This is a genomic window from Anaeromyxobacter dehalogenans 2CP-C (assembly GCF_000013385.1).
GTDB lineage: Bacteria > Myxococcota > Myxococcia > Myxococcales > Anaeromyxobacteraceae > Anaeromyxobacter > Anaeromyxobacter dehalogenans_B.
The window spans coordinates 4,991,995-5,013,479 of the sequence record NC_007760.1 but is presented as its reverse complement, the minus strand read 5'-3'; the positions used below and the strand labels follow the sequence as shown (position 1 = coordinate 5,013,479).

25 protein-coding genes are annotated in these 21,485 nt (G+C 71.6%); 24 read left to right on the top strand and 1 reads right to left on the bottom strand.

Annotated features, from left to right (window positions below; translation table 11 throughout):
- Positions 1–269 precede the first annotated feature (269 nt).
- The 10 genes from rpmH to ADEH_RS22470 all read left to right on the top strand — a co-directional run bounded on the left by rpmH (position 270) and on the right by ADEH_RS22470 (position 6,715).
- Positions 270–419, top strand: a complete 150-nt coding sequence (gene rpmH / locus ADEH_RS22960; protein ID WP_011423406.1) for a 50S ribosomal protein L34 — start codon at positions 270–272, stop codon at positions 417–419.
- An 8-nt stretch (positions 420–427) separates the two neighbouring features.
- On the top strand, positions 428–778 hold the full coding sequence (gene rnpA, locus ADEH_RS22505) for a ribonuclease P protein component (protein WP_011423405.1): 351 nt from the start codon (positions 428–430) through the stop codon (positions 776–778).
- Positions 775–1,005 (top strand): membrane protein insertion efficiency factor YidD, encoded by a 231-nt coding sequence (gene yidD / locus ADEH_RS22955; RefSeq protein WP_011423404.1) that lies wholly within the window; start codon positions 775–777, stop codon positions 1,003–1,005. Before rnpA ends, yidD begins: the two co-directional genes overlap by 4 nt.
- A gap of 3 nt (positions 1,006–1,008) precedes the next feature.
- Positions 1,009–2,646: a membrane protein insertase YidC gene (gene yidC / locus ADEH_RS22500; protein WP_011423403.1), complete on the top strand. Its 1,638-nt coding sequence runs from the start codon at positions 1,009–1,011 to the stop codon at positions 2,644–2,646.
- 10 nt (positions 2,647–2,656) lie between these two features.
- Entirely contained in the window at positions 2,657–3,166 is a 510-nt protein-coding gene (locus ADEH_RS22495; RefSeq protein ID WP_011423402.1) for a protein jag, read from the top strand.
- A gap of 3 nt (positions 3,167–3,169) precedes the next feature.
- Positions 3,170–3,388, top strand: coding sequence for a hypothetical protein (locus tag ADEH_RS22490; protein ID WP_041453784.1), 219 nt, complete (start codon positions 3,170–3,172; stop codon positions 3,386–3,388).
- 8 nt (positions 3,389–3,396) lie between these two features.
- A complete protein-coding gene (rsmG, locus tag ADEH_RS22485; RefSeq protein ID WP_011423401.1) occupies positions 3,397–4,044 on the top strand; it encodes a 16S rRNA (guanine(527)-N(7))-methyltransferase RsmG in 648 nt (215 codons plus the stop codon).
- A 384-nt stretch (positions 4,045–4,428) separates the two neighbouring features.
- Positions 4,429–5,208, top strand: coding sequence for a ParA family protein (locus ADEH_RS22480; RefSeq protein WP_041453783.1), 780 nt, complete (start codon positions 4,429–4,431; stop codon positions 5,206–5,208).
- Complete coding sequence (locus tag ADEH_RS22475; protein WP_011423399.1) at positions 5,205–6,101, top strand: ParB/RepB/Spo0J family partition protein; 897 nt, start codon at positions 5,205–5,207, stop codon at positions 6,099–6,101. The genes ADEH_RS22480 and ADEH_RS22475 overlap by 4 nt, the downstream gene beginning before the upstream one ends.
- A gap of 185 nt (positions 6,102–6,286) precedes the next feature.
- Positions 6,287–6,715, top strand: a complete 429-nt coding sequence (locus ADEH_RS22470) for a bactofilin family protein (RefSeq protein ID WP_011423398.1) — start codon at positions 6,287–6,289, stop codon at positions 6,713–6,715.
- A 121-nt stretch (positions 6,716–6,836) separates the two neighbouring features.
- Here ADEH_RS22470 and ADEH_RS22465 read toward each other — a convergent pair whose 3' ends face one another.
- The gene (locus tag ADEH_RS22465; protein ID WP_232287390.1) at positions 6,837–7,268 is read right to left on the bottom strand and encodes an Hsp20/alpha crystallin family protein; all 432 of its coding nucleotides are present in this window, start codon (positions 7,266–7,268) and stop codon (positions 6,837–6,839) included.
- 153 nt (positions 7,269–7,421) lie between these two features.
- On the opposite strand from ADEH_RS22465, the gene atpH reads away from it, so the two are divergent.
- The 14 genes from atpH (at position 7,422) to atpF (ending at position 21,430) form a co-directional block, all read left to right on the top strand.
- Positions 7,422–7,961 carry an ATP synthase F1 subunit delta gene (gene atpH, locus ADEH_RS22460; RefSeq protein WP_041453782.1) on the top strand — a complete coding sequence of 180 codons (540 nt, stop codon included), beginning with the start codon at positions 7,422–7,424 and terminating at the stop codon, positions 7,959–7,961.
- A gap of 44 nt (positions 7,962–8,005) precedes the next feature.
- Positions 8,006–9,538 (top strand): F0F1 ATP synthase subunit alpha, encoded by a 1,533-nt coding sequence (gene atpA / locus ADEH_RS22455; protein ID WP_011423395.1) that lies wholly within the window; start codon positions 8,006–8,008, stop codon positions 9,536–9,538.
- 21 nt (positions 9,539–9,559) lie between these two features.
- The gene (gene atpG, locus ADEH_RS22450) at positions 9,560–10,429 is read left to right on the top strand and encodes an ATP synthase F1 subunit gamma (protein ID WP_011423394.1); all 870 of its coding nucleotides are present in this window, start codon (positions 9,560–9,562) and stop codon (positions 10,427–10,429) included.
- Between the two features lie 22 nt (positions 10,430–10,451).
- A complete protein-coding gene (atpD, locus tag ADEH_RS22445) occupies positions 10,452–11,900 on the top strand; it encodes a F0F1 ATP synthase subunit beta (RefSeq protein WP_011423393.1) in 1,449 nt (482 codons plus the stop codon).
- A gap of 30 nt (positions 11,901–11,930) precedes the next feature.
- Positions 11,931–12,329: a F0F1 ATP synthase subunit epsilon gene (locus tag ADEH_RS22440; protein WP_011423392.1), complete on the top strand. Its 399-nt coding sequence runs from the start codon at positions 11,931–11,933 to the stop codon at positions 12,327–12,329.
- Between the two features lie 257 nt (positions 12,330–12,586).
- Entirely contained in the window at positions 12,587–15,310 is a 2,724-nt protein-coding gene (gyrA, locus tag ADEH_RS22435) for a DNA gyrase subunit A (protein ID WP_011423391.1), read from the top strand.
- Positions 15,307–16,182 (top strand): tetratricopeptide repeat protein, encoded by an 876-nt coding sequence (locus ADEH_RS22430; protein WP_011423390.1) that lies wholly within the window; start codon positions 15,307–15,309, stop codon positions 16,180–16,182. The genes gyrA and ADEH_RS22430 overlap by 4 nt, the downstream gene beginning before the upstream one ends.
- The gene (gene hemL, locus ADEH_RS22425; RefSeq protein ID WP_011423389.1) at positions 16,179–17,471 is read left to right on the top strand and encodes a glutamate-1-semialdehyde 2,1-aminomutase; all 1,293 of its coding nucleotides are present in this window, start codon (positions 16,179–16,181) and stop codon (positions 17,469–17,471) included. Before ADEH_RS22430 ends, hemL begins: the two co-directional genes overlap by 4 nt.
- 2 nt (positions 17,472–17,473) lie before the next feature.
- Positions 17,474–18,628 carry an aminotransferase class V-fold PLP-dependent enzyme gene (locus ADEH_RS23735; protein WP_011423388.1) on the top strand — a complete coding sequence of 385 codons (1,155 nt, stop codon included), beginning with the start codon at positions 17,474–17,476 and terminating at the stop codon, positions 18,626–18,628.
- A gap of 132 nt (positions 18,629–18,760) precedes the next feature.
- Complete coding sequence (locus tag ADEH_RS22415; protein WP_011423387.1) at positions 18,761–19,033, top strand: AtpZ/AtpI family protein; 273 nt, start codon at positions 18,761–18,763, stop codon at positions 19,031–19,033.
- Position 19,034: 1 nt separating this feature from the next.
- Positions 19,035–19,400: a hypothetical protein gene (locus tag ADEH_RS22410; protein WP_011423386.1), complete on the top strand. Its 366-nt coding sequence runs from the start codon at positions 19,035–19,037 to the stop codon at positions 19,398–19,400.
- On the top strand, positions 19,397–20,542 hold the full coding sequence (locus ADEH_RS22405) for a F0F1 ATP synthase subunit A (protein WP_011423385.1): 1,146 nt from the start codon (positions 19,397–19,399) through the stop codon (positions 20,540–20,542). The genes ADEH_RS22410 and ADEH_RS22405 overlap by 4 nt, the downstream gene beginning before the upstream one ends.
- A gap of 71 nt (positions 20,543–20,613) precedes the next feature.
- Positions 20,614–20,844: an ATP synthase F0 subunit C gene (atpE, locus tag ADEH_RS22400; RefSeq protein ID WP_011423384.1), complete on the top strand. Its 231-nt coding sequence runs from the start codon at positions 20,614–20,616 to the stop codon at positions 20,842–20,844.
- A gap of 46 nt (positions 20,845–20,890) precedes the next feature.
- Entirely contained in the window at positions 20,891–21,430 is a 540-nt protein-coding gene (gene atpF, locus ADEH_RS22395; protein WP_011423383.1) for a F0F1 ATP synthase subunit B, read from the top strand.
- Positions 21,431–21,485: the final 55 nt, after the last annotated feature.

Sequence of the window (21,485 nt, the reverse complement as noted above, 5' to 3'; positions counted from 1 at the left end):
AAAAAACGCGAAAATGCCCCCCGTCCGCAGGCTCCTGGGAGTCTGCGGCTCCACTCTTCGCTCGGTCTGCGAGGAGTCGGGCGGGCTCGTGGTGCGGGCGCGGAAGTTATCGAAGGTTCGCCGCGCGGATCAAGGCCGAGTTGATCGTCGGCGAAAGCACGCGGGTTTCCGGCGACGCCCCGGAGGCGATCCTGTGACGGAAGCGCCCGGAGGCCCGAAGTGCGCGGAAACCTTGACATCGCGCGAGCGATCGGGGAGTTTGCCGCGCCATGAAGCGGACTTATCAACCGAAGAAGCAGCGGAGGAACCGCACCCACGGTTTCCTCAAGCGTTCCAAGACCCCCGGCGGACGAAACGTCCTGAAGAGCCGGCGCGCCAAGGGCCGCAAGCGCCTCACCACGCGCGCGCCGAAGAAGTAGCGGCCGAGGTGAGGCTGCCGAAGGCGGCGCGGCTGCGGCGCCGTCGAGAGTTCCTCCAGGTCCAGCAGCACGGCAGGCGGCTGTACTCCGGAGACGTGCTCGTCCTCGCGCTCGTCTCCGGATCGCCCCGGCCGAGGATCGGGATCACGGTGTCCTCGAAGGTTGGAAACGCCGTCGAGCGGAACCGCGTGAAGCGCTGGGTCCGAGAGGCCTGGCGTGAGATCCGCCCCGAGTTCCCCCCCGTCGATCTGGTCGTCATCGCCCGCCCCGCCGCACTGCGGATGGGCCTCGACGGCGCGCGCCGCGCGCTCGCGGCGGCCGGCCGCGCGCTCGGGGCAGCGCCCGGGGGCGGCGCGTGATCCGGCGCGCCCTGGTGCTGCTCGTCCGCATCTACCAGCGGCTCGTCTCGCCGCTCCTGCCGCCGGCCTGCCGCTTCTATCCGTCCTGCTCCGCGTACGCGGTCACCGCCCTCCAGCGCCATGGCGCGCTGCGCGGCTCGTGGCTGACCGTGCGCCGCCTTTGCCGCTGCCACCCGTTCCATCCCGGGGGAGTCGATCCCGTGCCGGAACTGACCCCTAAGAGGTAGACCTTGGGTCCTGACAATCGCCGCATCCTCCTCGCGACCGTGCTGTCGGTCGGCATCCTGATCCTCTGGCAGGTGATCTTCCCGAAGAAGACGCCGCCGAAGCCCGCGCCCACGCCGGCCGCCGAGGTCGCGAAGCCGGCGGCCCCCGCGGCGCCCGCGCCCGGCGCCGCCGCGCCCGCGGTCCCCGCGCCGCCCCCCGACGCGCCGGAGGAGACGGTGAAGCTCGCCGGCAAGGGCTTCGAGGCGACGCTCACGACGTACGGCGGGGCGCTGAAGAGCCTCCAGCTCGAGGGCGACAAGTTCCGCAAGCAGGAGAAGGACCGCGAGGTGCAGATCGACCTCGTCCACGTGACTGCTGGCCAGCCCTACCCGCTCTCGCTCTCGGCGTCGCCGGAGCTGGGCGGCGCGGCGGACGTGACGGCCGATCCGGGCGCGCGCGCGCCCATGCGGATCGTGGCGAAGGACGCGTCCTCGGTGACGTTCGAGGGCCGGGTCGGGAACCTCGCCGCGCGGAAGACGTTCCGCGTGACCGGCAAGCCCTACGAGCTCGCGCTCGACGTCGAGCTCACCGGCGGCGCCGGCAACGGCACCGTGGGCGTGCTCTACCCCGCCTTCATGCCGCCGGACACGAAGAGCGGCGGCATCTTCTCCGGCCCGCCGCTCGACTTCGTGCGGCCGGTCTGCCGCGCCGGCACCACCACCGAGCGCTTCGACCTCGCCAAGGAGGGCGCGCCGGAGAAGCTCGAGGGCCAGGTGTCCTGGGCCGGCGTGGACCAGCACTACTTCGTGGCGGCGGTGCTGCCGGCGGAGCCCGTCGGCACCTGCACGTTCGCGCGCGGACCGGTGAAGGGCGCCGGCGTCGCGGCGCTCGCCATCCCGGTGGAGGGCGGCGCCCGCAAGCTGTCACTCACCGTGTATGCGGGCCCGAAGGACCTCGACACGCTCCGCGGCTACGGGCGCGGCTTCGAGAGCGCCATCGACTACGGCGCGGTGGCGAAGTTCTTCGCGCTGTTCGCGCGCGGCCTGCTCTACGTGATGCGCTGGCTCGAGGCGATCGTCCGGAACTGGGGCGTCGCCATCATCCTGCTCACCGTCCTCGTCCGGCTGGTGCTGTTCCCGCTCACGTACAAGTCCATGCAGTCGATGAACGAGATGCGGAAGCTGCAGCCGGAGATCGAGAAGCTGAAGGCGAAGTTCGGCGACGACCGCGAGAAGATGAACCTCGCGGTGATGCAGCTCTACCAGAAGCACAAGGTGAACCCGCTCGGCGGCTGCCTGCCCATGCTGCTGCAGATGCCGGTGTGGTTCGCGCTCTACGCCGCGCTGCAGACCTCGGTGGAGCTGTACCGCGAGCCGTTCCTCTGGATGAAGGACCTCACCGCGCACGACCCGTACTTCATCCTGCCCATCGCCATGGGCATCTCGAGCTTCGTGATGCAGAAGCTCTCGCCGCAGCCGGCCGACAACGCCCAGGCGAAGATGATGCTCTACTTCTTCCCCGGGTTCTTCACGGTCATCATGCTGTTCGTCCCGGGCGGCCTGACGCTCTACATCTTCGTCAACAACCTGCTCTCCATCGTGCAGCAGCAGCTCATGATGAAGCACCAGCGGGCGGCGCCCACCCCGGCCGCCGGGAAGTAGCGGAGGAGCCATGGACGAGAGGCAGCCGAGGGAGGGCGCGCCGCCGCCGCGCGAGGCGCCCGAGAAGGTGGCCGCCGCCCGGTCGTTCCTGGAGGAGCTGTTCCGCCGGATGGGCGGCGAGGTGGCGGTCGAGGTGAAGGAGACGCCGGAGGCCATCGGCGTCGCCGTCACGCCCGCCGCCGGGAACCAGCTCGAGCTCTCGTCCGCCCTCGTCGAGGCGGCGCAGTACCTCGTGAACCGGGTGGTGAACCCGCGCTCCGACGGTCGCAAGTGGGTGAACCTCGACGTGGGCGGCTTCCGCGAGGAGGGGGACCCGGCGGTCGAGGCCATGGCGGCGCGGCTGGCGGCGGCGGCGGTGCGGATGGGCGAGGTGCTGGCGGTCGCGCCCATCAGCCCGCGCGAGCGGCGGCAGATCCACCTCGCGCTGGTCGCGAGCGGCGAGGTCTCGACGCGCAGCGAGGGCGAGGGGATCTTCCGCCAGCTGCTCGTGATCCCGGCGAAGCGCGGGGCGAAGGAGTAGCCGTTGGCGAAGGAGAAGACGCGAGAGGAGCGGCTCTTCTCCGCCGCGGTGCTGCGGCGCTCCTTCGCGCTGCAGGACGACCAGTACCGGGAGGGCTTCAAGTTCGTCTACGAGGGCGTGCTGCGCGACCTCGGGCTCGAGGACGCGGACGTCGAGGCGTTCCTCGCCGAGCACCTCGCCGAGGTGGACGCGGCCATCGGCCGGCGGGGCCGGAAGGCCTAGCCGCCGCCATGGACGCGGCCTTCCACGAGGCGCTGGCCCGCGGGATCGAGGCGCTCGGGCTCCCGGTGGACGCGGCGGCGCGGGCGCTCCTCGAGCGCTACGCCGACCGCCTCCTCGCCTGGAACCGGAAGGTCAACCTCACCGCCATCACGGCGCCGGCGGAGCTCGCCGAGAAGCACCTGGTGGACAGCCTGGTGCTCCTTCCGTTCGTGGCCGGCGCCCGGACGCTGCTCGACGTGGGGAGCGGCGCGGGACTGCCCGGCATCCCGCTCGCGTGCGTGCGCCGCGACCTGTCCGTCACCTGCTGCGACGGCGTGGCGAAGAAGATCGCCTTCGTGAAGGCGGTCTCGGCGGAGCTCGACCTGCGGGTCCGCGGGGTGGCCGTGCGGGCCGAGGGCCACCCGGAGCGCGAGGGGCTGCCGCGCGCGGACGCGGTGGTGTCGCGGGCGCTCGCGGATCCGGATCGCTGGGTGCCGCTCGGCGCCCGCTACCTCGCCGACGGCGGGACGCTCCTCGCCATGCTCGGGCGCGAGGTGGACCGCGCGGCGCTCGACGCCGCCGGCGCGGCCGAGGGGCTGACGCTCGTCGGCCTGGACGTCTACGAGCTGCCCGTTTCGCACGCCGCCCGGGCGGTTGCCCGCTGGCAGCGGAAGTAGGCGGTCGCGCCTCCACGGCGGGCCTCCGCTCGTGGTTCGACAGGCTCACGGCGAGAGGATGATCCAGGAGAGCGGGAATGTCCGCTCACCCTGAGCGCAGGCTCGCCGGAGTCGAAGGGCCGGCCGACGTCGCCGGACTTCCCGGACACGACTCGGTGTTCCACGTGGAACGGCGGCACCGCCGCCGCGGGCGTGTTCCACGTGGAACAGGGTCAGGGCCGGCGGCCCCGGGGGGCGCGGACGTTCCACGTGGAACCCCCGTGTCAGAGGGCTGGGGCATGGTCCCTCGGCACCGTCCCGGATCGGGACACCGGAACCGCAACGAGGGAACTCTTCTTGGACGAGACGTCGGCTGGGGGCATCGCCCCCGTGGAAGCAGGGCGCATGGGCCGCATCCTCACCATCGCGAATCAGAAGGGCGGGGTCGGCAAGACCACCACCGCCGTCAACCTGGCCGCGTCGCTCGCGGCCGCGGAGCACCGCACGCTGCTCGTGGACGTGGACCCGCAGGGGAACGCCGGCAGCGCGCTCGGCATCCGCCGCGACGAGTCGGAGAAGTCGATCTACGAGGTGCTGCTCGACGATCAGCCGCTCTCGGAGGCGGTTCGCAAGACCGAGCTCAAGTTCCTCGACCTCGTCCCCGCCTCGCGCCACCTGGTGGGGGCCGAGCTGGAGCTGGCGGAGCTGGACGCGCGCGAGTCGCGCCTGAAGCGCGCCGTGGACACGCTCGCGTCGAGCTACGAGTACGTGGTCATCGACTGCCCGCCGTCGCTCGGCCTGCTCACGCTGAACGGCCTGGTGGCGGCGCAGGGCGTGATCATCCCGCTCCAGTGCGAGTACTACGCGCTCGAGGGGCTCGCCGACGTGCTGAAGACCATCGAGCTCGTGCGCGCCGCCGCGAACCCGGGCCTGACCGTGGACGGCATCGTCCTCACGATGTTCTCGCCGAACAACCTCGCGAACCAGGTCGCGGACGAGATCCGGAAGACCTTCGCGAGCCAGGTGTTCCGCACCGTGATCCCGCGGAACGTGCGCCTCTCCGAGGCGCCCAGCCACGGGAAGCCGATCCTGCTCTACGACGTGACGTCGAAGGGGTGTCAGAGCTACCTCGAGCTCGCGCGCGAGGTCGCCGCCCGCTTCGGCGCAGAGGGAGGTCTCGCGTGAGCATCGCCGAGAAGCGCCGCCCAGCGCTCGGGCGCGGCATGGCCGCGCTGCTGTCCAACGCCCCGCCCCCGCCCAGCGCGGTGGCGGCGCCCGCGCCCGCCGTCCCGGGGCGGACGCTCCTCACGCTTCCCGTCGAGGCCATCGAGCGCAACCCGGAGCAGCCCCGCAAGCGCTTCGAGGACGCGAAGCTCGAGGAGCTGGCGGCCTCCATCCGGCAGCACGGGATCGTCGAGCCGATCCTGGTCCGCAAGGACGGTGCCCGGTATCGGATCCTGGCCGGCGAGCGCCGCTGGCGCGCCGCCCAGCGCGCCGGGCTGAAGGAGGTCCCCGCGGTGCTGCGCGAGGCGACCGACCGCGAGGCCTTCGAGCTCGCGCTCGTCGAGAACCTCCAGCGCGCCGACCTGAACGCGATCGAGGAGGCGGAGGCCTACGAGGTCCTGCAGTCCGATCACGGCCTCACGCAGGAGGCGATCGCGACGCGCGTCGGCAAGGAGCGCTCCACCGTCGCGAACGCGCTCCGGCTGCTGAAGCTCCCCGAGGACGTGCGGGAGTCGGTCCGCGGCGGCCAGCTCGACATGGGCCACGCCCGCGCCCTGCTCGGCCTCGAGGACGCCGAGGCGATCCGCAAGATCGCGCAGCGGGCCATCCGCGAGGGGCTGTCGGTGCGCGCCACCGAGGCGCTCGTGCGGAGCCTCTCCAAGAAGCCGTCGAAGGCGGGGCCTGCCGATCCCCCCGCCGACAGCCCGGCGATCCGCGACCTTGCGCACCGGCTGCAGCGCCGGCTGGGCGCGCGGTGCCGCGTCGTCCCCAAGTCTGCGGTCGCCGGGAAGCTCGAGGTTGAATACACCTCCCTCGACGAACTCGACGGAATACTGGCAAAGATCGGAGCGTAACAGTAGGGTTCGACGTCCCCGGTTCAAGGGACGTCGAGCCTGGGCCGGCGACGGCCGATCCAGTACCACTGTGAGGAAGGATGTCCTTCTGGAGCAAGCTGAGGGAGGACGCGCCGTCTGACGGCGTGTCCGGCCCGGCTGAAGACACGCCCACGAAGCCATCGAGGAACGAGGAGCCGCATTCCATGGCCATGCTGAAGCGCGAAGAACTCACCTCCATCCCGGCTGCGTCCGGCGATCTCAACGCCCTCCTGGGCCGCGGCTCGGAGTTCGAAGGGAAGCTCACCTTCGAAGGCACCGTCCGCATCGACGGCAAGTTCACCGGCACCATCGTCACCAACGACGTGCTGGTGGTCGGCGAGGGCGCCAAGGTGTCCGCCGAGATCACCTGCGGCACGGTGATCGTCCACGGCGAGATCAACGGCAACGTCCGCGCGAAGAACGCGGTCGAGCTGCACCATCCCGCCAAGATGCGGGGCAACATCGAGGCCCCGTCGCTCATGGTCGAGAAGGGCGTCATCTTCGAGGGTCAGTCGAAGATGGAGGCGCTCGACAAGAACGCGTCGAAGGCCGCCCCGGCCCCGGCCCCGGCAGTCGCGGCCGTCAAGCCGTAACGCGGCGCGTCAGACCGTGGGCATGAGAAAAGCGGGCTCCGGGAGGGGCCCGCTTTTCCTTTGCGGCTACCGATGTGCGATCGCGCGCAGGCTCCCGCGCGGCGAACGCAGCCCCCTTCGCTCAGGTCACCTTCACCTGGATCGCGCGCGGCTTGGCCTCGGCGCGCTTCGGCAGCGTCACCGCCAGCACGCCGTTCTTCGCCTCGGCGCGGATGTGCTCCGCGTCCACGGTGCCCGGGAGCGTGAAGGACCGGGTGAAGGTGCCGTAGCCGAGCTCCACGCGGTGGTAGTTCTCCCGCTTCTCCTCGTGCTCGAGCTTCCGCTCGCCCCGCAGCGTGAGCACGCCGTTCTCGAAGCGGACCTCCACGTCCTTCGGTTCCACCCCGGCCAGCTCGAAGCGGAGCGTCACCGACTCCTCGTCCTCGTAGATGTCGCACGCGGGCGTCCAGCCCACCGACTCGCCGGCGCGGTACAGGCGGTCTTCGCCGAACATGCGGCTCATCTCGTCCTGCAGCCTCGCCAGGTCACGGAAGGGCTCGAATCTGGTCAGCATCGCCATGATTTTTGACCTCCTTTTTGGCTCGGGGAACGTAAGTCGACGGTTCAGGGTGTCAAACGGAGGCCCGAACCCCGCGAAAGTCCACGGACTAAAGCCGGGACGTACTTGACCGGGGCGCCTGCGACATGCTACGGAGCGCGTCCTCTTATGCTCATGGGTTCCATCGCCCGCCGGTACGCCCGGGCGCTCTTCAGCCTCGCCGTCGAGCAGGGTCGCGTCGAACCGTGGAACGACGCGCTCCAGGTGCTGAAGAACGCCGTCGAAGGCTCCCCCGATCTGCGCGACGTCCTGTCCAACCCGGTCTACTCGAAGGAGCAGCGCCGGGCCATCGTGGAGAAGCTGGCCTCGGCGCTGAAGCTCGAGCGCGAGCCGGCCAACCTCCTCTTCCTGCTCGGCGACCGGAACCGCCTCGCCTACCTGCCGGCGGTGGTGGACACCTTCCGCGCGCTCGCCGACCAGCACCTCGGCCGCCTCCGCGCCCGGGTCACCTCCGCGGTGCCCCTCGACGCGCAGGCCGCCCAGGCCATCGCCGACCGCCTCTCGCAGGCGACGAAGGCGACGGTCCTCCTCGATCGCGCGGTGGACCCGGCGCTCCTCGGCGGCGTCGTGGCCCAGGTCGGCAGCCTCGTCTACGACGGCTCGCTGCGGACGCAGCTCGAGGACCTCCGCAAGACCTTGAAGCAGTAACGAACTCGCTCACCACACCAGCAGCGCCCCGGAGAACCGATCCGATGGAAATCCGCGCCGACGAGATCAGCCGCATCATCCGCGAGCAGATCAAGGACTACGGGAAGAAGGTCGAGGTCGCCGAGACCGGCTCCATCCTGAGCCAGGCGGACGGCGTCGCCCGCATCTACGGCCTCGCCGGCGCCGCCGCCGGTGAGCTGCTCGAGTTCCCGGGCGGCATCCGTGGCCTGGTCCTCAACCTCGAGGAGGACAACGTCGGCGCCGCCATCATGGGGCCCTACGAGCACATCCGCGAGGGCGACCCCGTCAAGCGGACCGGCCTCATCGCCGAGGTGCCGGTGGGCGAGGAGCTGCTCGGCCGCGTGGTGGACGGCCTCGGCAACCCGATCGACGGCCGCGGCCCGCTCAACGCGAAGCACCAGCGCAAGATCGAGATCAAGGCCCCCGGCATCGTGAAGCGCAAGTCGGTGCACGAGCCGATGCAGACCGGCCTGAAGGCGATCGACGCGCTCGTGCCGATCGGCCGCGGCCAGCGCGAGCTGATCCTGGGCGACCGCCAGACCGGCAAGACCGCGGTGGCGATCGACACCATCCTCAACAACAAGGGCAACAACCTCTACTGCTTCTACGTCGCCATCGGCCAGAAGCAGTCCACCGTCGCCCGCGTGGTGGACACGCTCAAGAAGCACGGCGCGATGGAGTACACGACGGTCATCTCCGCCAGCGCCTCCGACCCGGCGCCGATGCAGTACCTCGCGCCGTACACCGGCGTGACCATGGCGGAGTACTTCCGCGACTCCGGCCGCCACGCGCTCATCATCTACGACGACCTCTCCAAGCAGGCCGTGGCGTACCGCCAGCTGTCGCTGCTGCTCCGCCGCCCGCCGGGCCGCGAGGCGTACCCGGGCGACGTGTTCTACCTCCACAGCCGCCTGCTCGAGCGCGCCGCCAAGCTCTCCGACAAGGAGGGCGCCGGCTCGCTGACCGCGCTCCCCATCATCGAGACGCAGGCCGGCGACGTGTCGGCGTACATCCCGACGAACGTCATCTCCATCACCGACGGCCAGATCTTCCTCGAGTCGAACCTGTTCTTCCAGGGCGTCCGGCCGGCCATCAACGTCGGCATCTCGGTGTCCCGCGTCGGCGGCTCCGCGCAGATCAAGGCCATGAAGCAGGTGGCCGGCTCGCTGAAGCTCGACCTCGCGCAGTACCGCGAGCTGGCCGCGTTCGCCCAGTTCGGCTCCGACCTCGACAAGGCCACCCAGGAGACGCTGGCCCGCGGCGAGCGCCTGGTGGAGCTGCTGAAGCAGGGCCAGTACGCGCCGCTGTCCGTCGAGAAGCAGGTCATCCAGATCTACGCCGGCACGCAGAAGGACGCGGGCGGCCACAACTGGATCCGCTCGGTCCCGACCGAGCAGGTCGTCCGCTACATGGCGGAGCTCCTCGAGTTCCTCGACGCCCGGCACCCCGGCATCGCCAAGGCGATCGCCGAGAAGAAGGCGCTCGACGACGGCATCCGCAAGGATCTCGACGCCGCGCTCACGGAGTTCGCCGGCATCTTCAAGATCGAGGGCTAGCGCCCGAGGAACGAGGCTCCCGTGCCCTCCCTTCGCGACATCCGCACCCGCATCGGCTCGGTCCGCTCGACGCGGCAGATCACCAAGGCCATGAAGATGGTGTCCGCGGCGAAGCTGCGCCGCGCCCAGGACGCCGTCCTCAAGACCCGGCCCTACGCGATGCTGCTGGACCAGACCCTCTCCCGGCTGGCGGCCCGCGCCGCCGCCGAGGAGCAGGTGGCCCACCCGCTGCTCGCGCCGCGCGCGCAGCGCACCGCCGAGGTGGTGGTCGTCACCAGCGACCGCGGCCTGGCCGGCGGCTTCAACTCCAACATCTGCCGCTTCGTCCAGCGGTTCCTCACCGAGAACGCCGATCGGTTCGAGCGGATCGCGCTCGCCACGGTGGGGAAGAAGGGCCGCGAGTACTTCAAGGCCCGCAACCTGCCCATCCGCAGGGACTACACGGGCATCCACGCGAACCTCGCCTACGAGAAGGCCGAGGCGCTCGCGCGCGAGGCCACCGAGCGGTACCTCGCCGGCGAGGTGGACGCGGTGTTCCTCGCCTACAACGAGTTCAAGAGCGCCATCTCGCAGAAGCAGGCGGTGGTGCAGCTGCTCCCCGTGGACACCTCGGCCGCGAGCGCGGACACCGCCGGCGTGGACTTCCGGTACGAGCCCTCCCGCGAGGCGCTGCTCGCCGACCTCCTGCCCCGCCACGTGGCGATGCAGGTGTGGCGCGCGCTGCTCGAGTCCGCGGCGTCGGAGCACGGCGCGCGGATGAGCGCGATGGAGTCGGCGACCAAGAACGCCGAGGAGATGATCGCGTCGCTCAGCCTCCAGTACAACCGGGCGCGCCAGGCCTACGTCACGAAGGAACTGAGCGAGATCGTGAGCGGCGCCGAGGCGCTCTAGCATCCGCCCCCGAAAGGAAGACATGCCTACCGCTACGAACGTCGAGAACGGCAGGATCACCCAGGTCATCGGCCCGGTGGTGGACGTCGAGTTCCCGCCCGGCACGCTGCCCGACATCTACACCGCGCTCAAGGTCACGAACCCGGGCGTGGACGAGCGCCAGGACAACCTCGTCATCGAGGTGGCGCAGCACCTCGGCGAGAACACCGCGCGCTGCATCGCGATGGACTCGACCGAGGGCCTGGTGCGCGGCATGCCGGTGAAGAACACCGGCGCCCCCATCTCCGTGCCGGTGGGCCAGGAGGTGCTGGGCCGCATCCTCAACGTGGTGGGCGAGCCGGTGGACGAGCGCGGCCCGGTGGCCGCGACGAAGACCCTCCCCATCCACCGTTCGGCCCCGCTGCTCACCGACCTCAACGTGAAGGTCGAGTCCTTCGAGACCGGCATCAAGGTCATCGACCTGCTCGCCCCCTACCTCCGCGGCGGCAAGATCGGCCTGTTCGGCGGCGCGGGCGTGGGCAAGACCGTGCTGCTGATGGAGCTCGTGAACAACGTCGCGAAGAAGCGCGGCGGCTTCTCGGTGTTCGGCGGCGTGGGGGAGCGGACCCGCGAGGGCAACGACCTCTACCACGAGATGATCGAGGCGGGCGTCATCAACAAGGACGACCTGTCGAAGAGCCAGTGCGTGCTGGTGTACGGGCAGATGAACGAGCCGCCCGGCGCCCGCGCCCGCGTCGCCCTCTCGGCGCTCACCGTGGCGGAGTACTTCCGCGACGTCGAGAACCGCGACATGCTGCTCTTCATCGACAACATCTTCCGGTTCACCCAGGCCGGCTCCGAGGTGTCCGCCCTCCTCGGCCGCATCCCGTCGGCCGTCGGTTACCAGCCCACCCTCTCCACCGAGATGGGCGAGCTGCAGGAGCGCATCACCTCCACGCAGAAGGGCGCCATCACCTCGGTGCAGGCCATCTACGTGCCCGCCGACGACCTCACCGACCCGGCGCCGGCGACCGCGTTCGCGCACCTCGACGCCACCACGGTGCTGAACCGCAAGCTCACCGAGATCGGCATCTACCCCGCGGTGGACCCGCTCGACTCGACCTCGCGAATCCTCGACCCGAACGTCGTCGGCAAGGAGCACTACGCCGTCGCCCGCGCGGTCCAGGAGACCCTGCAGCGCTACAAGGACCTGCAGGACATCATCGCCATCCTCGGCATGGACGAGCTCTCCGAGGACGACAAGCTCACCGTGGCGCGGGCCCGCAAGATCCAGCGCTTCCTCTCCCAGCCGTTCACCGTCGCCCAGCAGTTCACCGGCAACCCGGGCAAGTACGTCGAGCTCCCCGACACGATCCGCGGCTTCAAGGAGATCGTGGACGGCAAGCACGATGACCTGCCGGAGCAGGCGTTCTACATGGTCGGCGGGATCGAGGAGGCGGTGGAGAAGGCCAAGAAGCTCACCGCGGGGTAGTCCTTCGACAGGCTCAGGACGGTCGGCACAATGGCATTGACTCTCGACATCGTCACGCCGGAGAAGCGGGTCCTCTCGGTCCAGGTGGACGAGGTCCGCGCGCCCGGCGTGCAGGGCGGGTTCGGCGTCCGGCTGAACCACGAGCCCTTCATGACCGCGCTCGAGCCCGGCCGGCTCACCTACGTCGAGGGCGGGCGCGAGCACCACTACGCCGTCGGCGGCGGGTTCCTCCAGGTCGCCGACAACCGCGTCATCGTGCTCGCCGACACCGCCGAGGCGGCCGGCGAGATCGACGTGGACCGCGCCCGGAAGGCGTTCGAGGACGCGCAGAACCGGCTGCTCCAGCTCACCGAGCAGGACGAGGGCCACTCGGCGGAGTCGGCGCGCGTGCGCCGCGCCGCGGCCCGGCTCACGGTCGCGGGCCGCTAGGCGACGCGAACGGGCTTCCCACGGCGGGGAAGGCGCTCCGGCGCCTTCCCCGTCGCCGTTTCCGGGCCGTGTTCGGCCCGCGGCGCCCCTCGCGCGGCGCACGCACCGTGAATTCCGCGCCCTGGCGCCGCGGCGGCGGTCGCGCCCCGCCGCAGCGCGGCAAACGCATTGAATCTCCAAGGGGAATCGGATAAAACCACCCCTCCCAGCGGAGCGGTCGCACACGCTCCGCGCGCCGCCTGGCCGCGAGCCCGCCGATGCCCGAAGACACCCTGCCCCCGACCCCTCCCGACGCGCCCGCGCCGCCGCCTCCTCCGCCGCCGCCCGGGGGCCCGCAGGTCAACATCGAGCAGGAGATGCGCAAGTCGTATCTCGACTACTCGATGTCGGTGATCATCGGCCGCGCGCTCCCCGACGTGCGCGACGGCCTGAAGCCGGTGCACCGCCGCGTGCTGTACGCGATGCACACCGAGGGGCTGCACTACAACAAGCGCTACTCCAAGTGCGCCGGCGTCGTCGGCGAGGTGCTGAAGAAGTACCACCCGCACGGCGACGCCTCGGTCTACGACGCGCTGGTGCGCCTCGCGCAGGACTGGAACCTGCGCTACCCGCTCATCGACGGCCAGGGCAACTTCGGCTCGGTGGACGGCGACCCCGCCGCGGCCTACCGGTACACCGAGTGCCGCCTGGAGCGGCTCTCCGACCACCTGCTCGCGGACATCGACAAGGACACGGTCGACTGGGGCCCGAACTTCGACGAGTCGATCCTCGAGCCGCGCGTCCTCCCCACCCGCTTCCCGAACCTGCTGGTGAACGGGTCGGCCGGCATCGCGGTGGGCATGGCCACCAACATCCCGCCCCACAACATGGGCGAGGTGATCGACGCGGCCGTCCACCTCATCGAGAACCCGAAGGCCACCGTCCTCGACCTGATGCGGTTCATCCCGGGCCCGGACTTCCCCACGGCCGGGATCATCCGCGGCCGCGACGGCATCCGCGCCGCCTACGAGAAGGGGCGCGGGACCATCCAGGTGCGGGCGCGCACGGTGGTCGAGATCCACCCGAAGACCGAGCGCGAGACCATCGTCGTCACCGAGATCCCGTACCAGGTGAACAAGGCGAAGCTGGTCGAGCACATCGCCGAGCTGGTGCGCGAGAAGCGGATCGAGGGCATCAGCGACCTGCGCGACGAGTCCTCGCGCGAGGGCATGCGCATCGTCATCGAGCTGAAGCGCGACGCGCTCGCCCAGGTGGTCCTCAACAACCTGTACGCGCACACGCAGATGCAGATGGGCTTCGGCGTGATCATGCTCGCCATCGACGGCGGGCAGCCGCGCGTCCTCACGCTGAAGGAGATGCTCGAGCGCTTCGTGGCGCACCGCCGCGACGTGGTCACGCGGCGCACCCGCTACGAGCTGCGCAAGGCGCGCGAGCGCGAGCACATCCTGCTCGGCTACCAGATCGCGCTCGACCACATCGACGAGATCATCGAGCTCATCAAGAAGGCCAAGGACCGCGACGCCGCCCGCGACGAGATGATGGCGCGGTTCGCGCTCTCCGAGCTCCAGGCGAAGGCCATCCTGGAGATGCAGCTCCAGCGGCTCACCGGCCTGGAGCGCCAGAAGATCCTGGACGAGCTGGCCGAGGTGCAGAAGCTCATCACCCGGCTGAAGGAGATCCTCGCCTCCGAGAAGGTGCTGATGGAGCTGATCGTCGGGGAGCTGCGGGAGGTGAAGCAGCTCTTCGCCGACGAGCGCCGCACCGAGATCCAGGGCGAGGCCACCGACCTCTCCACCGAGGACCTCATCGCCGAGGAGGAGATGGTCGTGACCGTCTCGCACCTCGGCTACGTGAAGCGGAACCCGGTGTCGCTCTACCGCGCCCAGAAGCGCGGCGGCCGCGGCAAGACCGGCGCCGCCACCCGCGACGAGGACTTCCTCGAGAGCCTGTTCGTCGCCTCGACGCACAGCTACCTGCTCGTCTTCTCCGACAAGGGGAAGGTCTACTGGCTGAAGGTCCACGAGATCCCGCCCGCCGGCCGCACCGCCAAGGGCAAGCCCATCGTGAACCTGGTGCAGCTCGCGCCCGGCGAGAAGGTCGCCGCGATCCTGCCGGTGCGGCGGCTGCCCGAGCCGGCCGGCGCCGCCGAGGAGACGCCGGAGGCCGAGGGCGCCGAGGCCGAGAAGGCCGAGGAGGCCACCGCCGAGGGCCCCCCCGCCTTCGTGTTCATGGTCACGCGCAAGGGGCTCATCAAGAAGACCCGGCTCGAGCAGTTCGCGCGCCCGCGCGCCGCCGGGATCATCGGGCTCGGCATCGAGGAGGGCGACGAGCTCATCACGGCGCGCCTCACCGACGGCGGCGGCCACATCCTGCTCTCCACCGCGCGCGGCATGGCCATCCGCTTCGAGGAGTCGGACGTCCGGCCCATGGGGCGGACCGCCTACGGCGTGAAGGGCATCACGCTCGAGGAGGGCGACGAGGTGGTGGCCGGCGCCGCCATCCCCGCGGCCGCCGAGGGCGAGCAGGCGCACACCGTCCTCACCGTCACCGCGAACGGCTACGGCAAGCGCACCGAGCTGGCCGAGTACCGGGTGCAGACCCGCGGCGGCAAGGGGCTCATCACCATCAAGACCACCGAGCGGAACGGCCCGGTGGTCGCGGCGGCCCCCGTCGGCGACGCCGAGGAGGTGATGCTCATCACGAACGCCGGCATGCTCATCCGCATGCCCGCGCGCGGGATCAGCGTCATCGGCCGGAACACGCAGGGCGTCCGGCTCATCACGCTCGAGTCGAAGGAGGAGCAGGTGGTGGGCGTGGCGCGCGTCGCCGAGACCACCCCCGAGGCCGAGGAGGCGGGCGTGCGCGAGGAGCCGGAGGGCGCCGCGCCGGTGGAGACCGCGCCCCAGGACGAGGGCGGCGACGCCGGCGACGCGCCGGGCGAGGGTGGCGAGGGCGGGGAGGGGCCGGAGGAGCAGGGGTGAGGTCGCCCCGGTTCCGCTGGGCCACCGCGGCGCTGGCCGCGGCGCTCGTCCTCGGCTGCAGCTCGGCCGAGCGCAAGCTCGAGGCCGCCACCGCGCTCCGCCACGCCGGCGATCCGCGCGGCGCGCTCGCCGGCTACCAGCAGCTCCTCGCCGACCTGGGCGAGGGGCGGCTCGGCAAGGCCGACGCCGAGGTGCGCTGGAAGGCGCTCAAGTTCGCGGGCGACGTCTCGTACCTCGAGCTGGGCGACTACCAGAGCGCGCTCGCCTACTACCGGCGCATCATCTCGCTCCACCCGGGCGGCCCCGAGGCGCACGAGGCGCGCGGCCGGCTCGGCGACATCTTCCGGGATCGCTACGGCGACCACCTCGCCGCCATCACCCAGTACGCGGACGTGGCCGGCTCCGACTCGCCGGACGCGCCGCGCTACCAGCTCGAGGTGGCGCGCGAGTACCTGGCGCTGAAGCGCTGGGAGCAGGCGCGCACCGAGGCGCGCATCCTGCGCGAGAAGTGGCCCACCCACGAGCTGGCCGACGAGGCGCAGCTGCTCACCGCGCAGTCCTGGGCGCTCGAGCGGCGCGACGAGGAGGCGCTGGGCGCGTTCCAGGCGCTGGTGGACCGGCGCTCGCGCCCGGACGTGAAGGCGCGCGCGCTCGAGGCGCAGGCCCAGATCCACGCGCAGTCCGGCGACCTCGACCGCGCGCTCGAGCTCTACGCGCTCGCGCTGCCGGGGCACCCGAACCCGGACGCGATCCGGACCAACATCGAGGCGGTGCGCGAGCGGCGGGCGCGGGCGGGAACGGCCCGGCCCGGCGACCGCGCCGCGGCGTTCGACAAGGGGTCGGCGAAGCCGGCCCCGCGGGAGGGACCATGAAGACCGAGCTGTCGCAGAAGCTGTTCGAGAAGGCGAACGACCTGTTCCCGGGCGGCGTGAACAGCCCGGTGCGCGCGTTCAAGGGCGTGGGCGGCACGCCGCGCTTCATCGCGCGCGCCAAGGGCTCGCACATCGTGGACGTGGACGGCAACGACTACGTGGACTACGTGCTGTCCTGGGGCCCGATGATCGTCGGGCACTGCCACCCCGAGGTGATGCGCGCGGTGCAGGACGCGATGAAGGAGGGCTCCTCCTTCGGCGCGCCGTCGCCGCGCGAGATCCTGCTCGCCGAGCTGGTGCGCGAGCGGATGCCCTGGGTGGAGAAGATGCGCTTCGTCTCCTCCGGCACCGAGGCCACCACCTCGGCCATCCGCGTGGCGCGCGGCTTCACCGGGCGCGACGACATCGTGAAGTTCGACGGCTGCTACCACGGCGCGGGCGATCCGCTGCTGGTGAAGGCCGGCTCCGGCGTCGAGACGCTGGGCCTCCCCGACTCGCCCGGCGTGCCGGCGGACGTGGCCCGTCACACGCTGACGGCGCCGTACAACGACCTCCCCGCGCTCGAGAAGGTGTTCGAGGCGAAGGGCGCGTCCATCGCCGCGGTGATCCTCGAGCCGGTGGTCGGCAACATGGGCGTGCTCGTCCCCCGCCCCGGCTTCCTCCAGGGCGTCCACGACCTCTGCAAGAAGCACGGCGCGCTCTTCATCGTGGACGAGGTGATGACCGGCTTCCGCCTCTCCTCGGGCGGCGCCTGCGGCCTGTACGGCCTGCGCCCCGACCTCGTCACCTTCGGCAAGGTGATCGGCGCCGGCCTGCCGGTGGGCGCGTTCGGCGGCCGCCGCGACGTGATGGACCGGGTGGCGCCGGCCGGGCCCATCTACCAGGCCGGCACGCTCTCCGGGAACCCGATGGCGATGGCCGCGGGCCACGCCGCGCTGAAGCTCATGACCGAGGCCGCCTACCGGAAGCTCGAGACGCTCTCCGCCGCGCTCGCGGACGGCCTCTCCGCCGCCGCGGCCGAGGCGAAGGTGCCGGTGCAGGTGAACCGCGTCGGCTCGATGCTGACCGTGTTCTTCTCGCACAAGCCGGTGTTCGACGCGGCGACCGCCCGCGCCTGCAACACCCGCCGCTTCGGCGCGTTCTTCCACGCCATGCTCGAGCACGGCGCCTACCTGCCGCCCTCGCAGTTCGAGGCGGCGTTCCTCTCCACCGCCCACACCGACGACGACGTGGCGCGCACCGTGGCCGCGGCGCGCGTCGCGTTCGCCGAGGCCGCGAAGGTGGCCTGACGTTGGGGGAGCTCGACCCGCTCCTCGCCGACCGCTTCGCGGCGTTCGAGGGCATCGCCTACCTCGACGCCGCGAACCAGGGGCCGCTCCCGCTCGCGGCCTCGCGCGCCGGCCGCGAGGCGCTCAAGCTGAAGGAGCAGCCCTGGCGCATCGGGCCGCGCACCTACCTCGGCGCGGTGGACGAGGTCCGCGCGCTGGCGGCGCGGCTGCTCGGCGCGCGCGAGGAGGCCGTCGCGGTCGCGACCGGCGCCGGGCAGATCGTGAACGCGGTCGCGCGCGGGCTCGAGCTCGCCGAGGGCGACGAGATCCTGATCGCCCGGCACGAGTACCCGTCGAACGACTTCCCCTGGCGCTGGCTCGCCCGGCGCGGCGTGCGGGTGCGGGTGGTCGAGCCGGACGATCCGAGCGGCGCGGTCTCGGCGGCGCGGCTCGCCGCCGAGATCGGCCCGCGCACGCGGGTGGTGGCGTTCGCGCACGTCTCGTACCTGCACGGCGGGCGCATCGACCCCGGCCCGGTGGTGGAGGCGGCGCGGCGGGCCGGCGCGCTCACGGTGGTGGACGGCAGCCAGGCGGCGGGCGCGATGCCCTTCGACTTCGGCGGCTCGGGCGTGGACGTCTACGCGGCCGCCGCCTACAAGTTCCTGCTCGGCCCCTACGGCACCGCGCTCGGCCTGTTCTCGTCCGCCGCGCTGGACCGGCTGGCGGTGGGCGACCTCAACTGGTGGGCGGTGAAGGGCTCGGAGGACTTCGAGCACCTGCCCACCGCGGTCGAGCTTCGGCCCGGCGCGCGGCGCTACGACGCGCACCAGACCGCGAGCTTCAACAACCTGCTCCCGCTGGCGGAGTCGCTGCGCCTCCTGCTCGAGGCGCAGCCGGCCCGGATCCAGGCGCACGCCCGCGCGCTCGGCGATCGGCTGCTCGCGGCGCTTCCCCCGGGCTGGGAGGCGGCGAGCCCGCTCGCGCCCGAGGCGCGGAGCCACCTCCTCTGCGTGCGGGCGTCGGCCGGCGGCGCCGCCACCGAGGCCGGCCAGGACGCCCTGCGCGCGGCCCGGGTCTGGACGTCGCTCCGGGGCGGCCGAATCCGCGTCGCGCCGCACCTTTACAGCACCCCGGAGGACGTGGACCGGCTGGTCGCCGCCCTCCCACCCGCGGGGTGAAGCGAGATGGCTCCGGGCGGGGGGCGCGGCCATTGACGCCGCGATTCCCGCCTGCTATACGGGCGTGCCCTTCGGCTCGCCGAAGCATCGGTAACCTCCGGTGATTCCGGGGACGAGGGGCGGAGGCGCACAGTGCCGGGACCGAGCGATCGAGAGCGCCGGGATCCGGAGCGGAAGGGGCTCTCGAACCTTGCGCAGGGCTACGGCAAGGCGGCGCCATACATGGGCGCCTCCACCTCGCTGGTCGCCTCCGTCGGGCTGTTCGCCTGGGCCGGCCACTGGCTGGACGGGAAGCTGGGGAACGAGAGGCCGTGGTTCCTGCTCCTCGGCGCGCTGCTCGGGATGATCGGCGGCTTCATCAGCTTCTTCAGGACCGTACTCGGATCGGGGAAGAAGGACCGTTGAGTTGAAGCACCAGCTCCTCACCGCCGCCGTCGCCGCCGCGTTCGTCGCGCTCGCGCTCGCCTCCGGGTCGTACCGGCGTGGCGCGCTGGTCGGCGCCTCGATCTCCGGCGTGACCGCCCTCGCCTCCATCGTCGCCATGGCGCGCTTCGCGCGCGGGTCGAAGCCGGTGCAGCGCGCGCTCGCGGTGATGGCCTCCGCGTTCCTCGCCCGCATCCTCCTCGTCGCGCTCGGGACCTTCGCGGTCGCGCGCGCGGGCGAGAGCATCTACGCCTTCGTCGTCGCCTTCTTCGTGCCCTACTTCGTCTTCAGCGCCATCGAAGGCGCCTTCGTCCACTCGCTCAACCGAGGAACGGGAACGACCGCATGACCGCCGCCACGCTCGTCACGCTCGCCCTCAGCCTCTCGCTCGCCCAGCACGACGCCGCGCCCGCGCCGGTCGCCGCCCCGGTCGAGCAGCACGGCCAAGCCCCCGAGGCCGCCCCCGACGCGCATGGCTCGCCGGCTGGCGAGCCCGGCGCCGCCGTCGAGGCCCACGCCGCCGCCGCCGAGCACGGCGAGGCTGCCGGCCACGAGGGCGGGCACGACGAGAGCCTGGGCGCGGTGATGCTGCACCACGTCACCGACGGCTACGTCATCGAGCACCCCGGCCTCTGCCACGGCGGCCTCGCCTGGAACTGCGAGTGGGATCTCCGCGAGACGTTCGGCGACTCGCTCAAGTTCGGCAAGCTCGACATGACGCCCACCAAGCACGTCGTCATGATGTGGCTCGCCTCGGCGCTGCTGCTCGTGGTGGTGCTCGGCGCGGTCCGCAAGAAGAGCCTGGTGCCGCGGGGCCTCTACAACTTCATCGAGCTGCTGGTCGCGTTCGTCCGGAACGAGATCGCGGTGAAGAACATGGGCGAGAAGGACGCGGACCGCTTCACCCCGTACCTCGTCACGGCCTTCTTCTTCATCCTGTTCCTGAACCTGTTCGGCCTGCTGCCGTTCTCGGCCACCGCCACCGCGAACCTCTCGGTGACCGTGGCGATGGCGCTCTTCACCTTCGTCATCACGCAGTACGCGGCCATCCGCGCCATGGGCATGGGCGGGTACCTCGCCCACCTCACCGGCGGCGTGCCGAAGTCGCTCGCGCCGCTGTGGCTCATCATGATCCCGGTGGAGTTCCTGGGCCTGTTCACGAAGCCCTTCGCCCTCACCGTCCGACTCTTCGCGAACATGCTGGCGGGCCACTTCGTGATCCTGGCGCTGCTCGGCCTGATCTTCGCGCTGGGCACGCCCTGGGTGGCGTTCGGCTCGGTGCCGATGGCGCTCAGCATCTTCCTGCTCGAGCTCTTCGTGGCGTTCGTGCAGGCCTACATCTTCACCATGCTCTCCTCGCTGTTCATCGGCGCCGGCCTGGTGCACCACGGCGACGACCACGGGCACGCGGAGGAGCACGGTCACGCCGGGCCCGCCGCGGGCTCGGAGCACGGTTCACACGTGGCGGGGGCGTCCCCCGGCCATGGGTAGTCGAGCGCGGTAAGCGCCCCGGGAACGAGCGGCCCGGCAACACCGCCCACGCAGCACCGGAGAATGCAGCCATGACCTCTGCCGCCCTCGCGTACCTGTCCGCCGGCTTCGGCGCCGGCCTCGCCGTCCTCGGCGCCGGCCTCGGCATCGGCAAGCTCGCCGCCGCCGCCATGGAGGGCTCGGCCCGCCAGCCGACCGCCGCCGGCGACATCCGCACCTCGATGATCATCGCCGCCGCCCTCATCGAGGGCGCGACGCTCTTCGCGATCGTCGTGTGCCTCCTCCTCTCCTTCGCCAAGTAAGCGCTCCGCGATCCGCGGAGCCCAGCGTCCCCTGGGAGTGACTGCCATGGCCTCCATCCTCTCGCCGGTCCCGGTGCTCGCCGCTGGCGGCATCGCCGACATCAACCCCGGCCTCACGCTCTGGACCGCCATCACGTTCCTCGTGATGCTCGCGGTCCTCGCGAAGTTCGCGTGGGGGCCGATCGTGAAGATGCTGGCCGAGCGCGAGCGCTCGATCCGCGAGGCCATCGACTCGGCCAAGAAGGAGCGGGCCGAGGCGGAGCGGCTGCTCGCCGCCCAGAAGGAGTCGCTCTCCAAGGCGCAGCGCGAGGCCGCCGAGCTCGCGCGCCGCAACCAGCAGGAGGTGGAGGCGCTCCGCCAGGAGCTCACCGCCAAGGCGCGCAAGGAGGCGGACGAGCTGGTCGCGGAGGCCCGCCGCCAGATCGCCGAGGAGCTGGTGAAGGCCAAGGCCGAGCTCAAGGCGCAGGTGGTGGATCTCGCCATCGACGCCGCCTCGCGGCTGGTGAAGGCGAACCTCGACGAGAAGTCCCAGCGGGCGCTCGTCGAGGAGTACATCGCGCAGCTCCCGGCGAACCGCGCGGCCTAGCCGCCCGGTTCCCGCTGCTCGCATCGCGCTCCGGCGGGCCCCCGCGTCCGCCGGA

Excerpts from the sequence above, each read along its gene's own strand:
- rpmH (WP_011423406.1), top strand. The coding sequence starts at position 270 with ATGAAGCGGACTTATCAACCGAAGAAGCAGCGGAGGAACCGCACCCAC.
- ADEH_RS22495 (WP_011423402.1), top strand. The coding sequence starts at position 2,657 with ATGGACGAGAGGCAGCCGAGGGAGGGCGCGCCGCCGCCGCGCGAGGCG.
- rsmG (WP_011423401.1), top strand. The coding sequence starts at position 3,397 with ATGGACGCGGCCTTCCACGAGGCGCTGGCCCGCGGGATCGAGGCGCTC.
- ADEH_RS22480 (WP_041453783.1), top strand. The coding sequence starts at position 4,429 with ATGGGCCGCATCCTCACCATCGCGAATCAGAAGGGCGGGGTCGGCAAG.
- ADEH_RS22470 (WP_011423398.1), top strand. The coding sequence starts at position 6,287 with ATGGCCATGCTGAAGCGCGAAGAACTCACCTCCATCCCGGCTGCGTCC.
- ADEH_RS22465 (WP_232287390.1), bottom strand. The coding sequence starts at position 7,268 with ATGCTGACCAGATTCGAGCCCTTCCGTGACCTGGCGAGGCTGCAGGAC.
- atpH (WP_041453782.1), top strand. The coding sequence starts at position 7,422 with ATGCTCATGGGTTCCATCGCCCGCCGGTACGCCCGGGCGCTCTTCAGC.
- atpA (WP_011423395.1), top strand. The coding sequence starts at position 8,006 with ATGGAAATCCGCGCCGACGAGATCAGCCGCATCATCCGCGAGCAGATC.
- atpD (WP_011423393.1), top strand. The coding sequence starts at position 10,452 with ATGCCTACCGCTACGAACGTCGAGAACGGCAGGATCACCCAGGTCATC.
- ADEH_RS22440 (WP_011423392.1), top strand. The coding sequence starts at position 11,931 with ATGGCATTGACTCTCGACATCGTCACGCCGGAGAAGCGGGTCCTCTCG.
- gyrA (WP_011423391.1), top strand. The coding sequence starts at position 12,587 with ATGCCCGAAGACACCCTGCCCCCGACCCCTCCCGACGCGCCCGCGCCG.
- hemL (WP_011423389.1), top strand. The coding sequence starts at position 16,179 with ATGAAGACCGAGCTGTCGCAGAAGCTGTTCGAGAAGGCGAACGACCTG.
- ADEH_RS22405 (WP_011423385.1), top strand. The coding sequence starts at position 19,397 with ATGACCGCCGCCACGCTCGTCACGCTCGCCCTCAGCCTCTCGCTCGCC.
- atpE (WP_011423384.1), top strand. The coding sequence starts at position 20,614 with ATGACCTCTGCCGCCCTCGCGTACCTGTCCGCCGGCTTCGGCGCCGGC.
- atpF (WP_011423383.1), top strand. The coding sequence starts at position 20,891 with ATGGCCTCCATCCTCTCGCCGGTCCCGGTGCTCGCCGCTGGCGGCATC.